This window comes from Shewanella sp. 8A (assembly GCF_023475945.1).
GTDB lineage: Bacteria > Pseudomonadota > Gammaproteobacteria > Enterobacterales > Shewanellaceae > Shewanella > Shewanella xiamenensis.
In genome coordinates this window covers 1-976 of sequence record NZ_JAMDJP010000085.1, presented here as the reverse complement: position 1 = coordinate 976, position 976 = coordinate 1, and the positions used below count along the sequence as shown (strand labels likewise).

Here is a 976-nt window from a genome sequence, read left to right as displayed (position 1 = left end):
TGTCAGTGGATGCGCATTATAGGCAGCGAAACTTTTTGTGCAAGCGCTTTTTTCAGGTTTTTATGATTAATTTTCAAATAGATTGTTACACCCAAGCTAGGCACAACCTACACACTTGTTATACCCAGAGTTATCCACACTGAGAAGGTTTAATGACTAGATTAAATAATTAATTACTCAACTTTAAGTTAAAAGAACTCACAGCTGTGCGTATTCAAAGTTAATTGTGAGGCTGATTTTTTTAGTCTCGATTGATATTTGGTTTCAGGACGAAGCCAGATTCGGCCTGCAAAATACAACGACATGCCTTTGGGCCCCTAAAGGCAGTAGACCAAGAGCGCTAAAACAGCAGCAGTTTGAATATGTGCACCTGTTCGGCGCAGTATGTCCTGCAGCAGGAGAAACTGAAGCCATCATCACGCCATTCGCCAATAAGGACATCATGCACCAGCACCTGGAGCTAATTGCAAAACGCACCAAACCTGGCCGCCATGCAGTCGTGGTAATGGACGGTGCGGGTTGGCATACCAATGACATTGCTGCTGATATCCCTAACCTGTCGATCCTCAAACTGCCGCCATATTCCCCAGAACTAAACCCCATCAAACAGGTATGGAGTTGGCTGCGCTAACATTATCTCGCCAATCGCTGTTTTAAAGGATATGAGGACATAGTGGATGCCTGCAGCCAGGCATGGAACAGCTTTATCAGTTGTACAAAACGCGTGATAAAGATGTACTCTCGGGAATAGGCGAAGATGGCTGAGCTTTAATGCGGAATGGTATAAGGGAGAATGTAAAAGTGAAAAAGCAGAAACTGAAAACACCAAATGCAAAAAGCCAGCTTATTCAGCTGGCTTCATTGCTTAATTAGGCGCTTGGCGATGACCTACTCTCACATGGGGAGACCCCACACTACCATCGGCGCGATTGCGTTTCACTTCTGAGTTCGGGATGGGATCAGGTGGGACCACAAT

General features: G+C 45.2%; 1 rRNA gene and 1 pseudogene. One reads left to right on the top strand and one right to left on the bottom strand.

Features of this window, described 5'->3' with window-relative positions:
• Positions 1-235: 235 nt before the first annotated feature.
• Positions 236-751: pseudogene (locus tag M0413_RS22610) on the top strand (IS630 family transposase); the annotation flags it as partial.
• A gap of 124 nt (positions 752-875) precedes the next feature.
• On the opposite strand, the gene rrf reads toward M0413_RS22610, so the two are convergent.
• Positions 876-976 (bottom strand): 5S ribosomal RNA (gene rrf, locus M0413_RS22605); the annotation flags it as partial.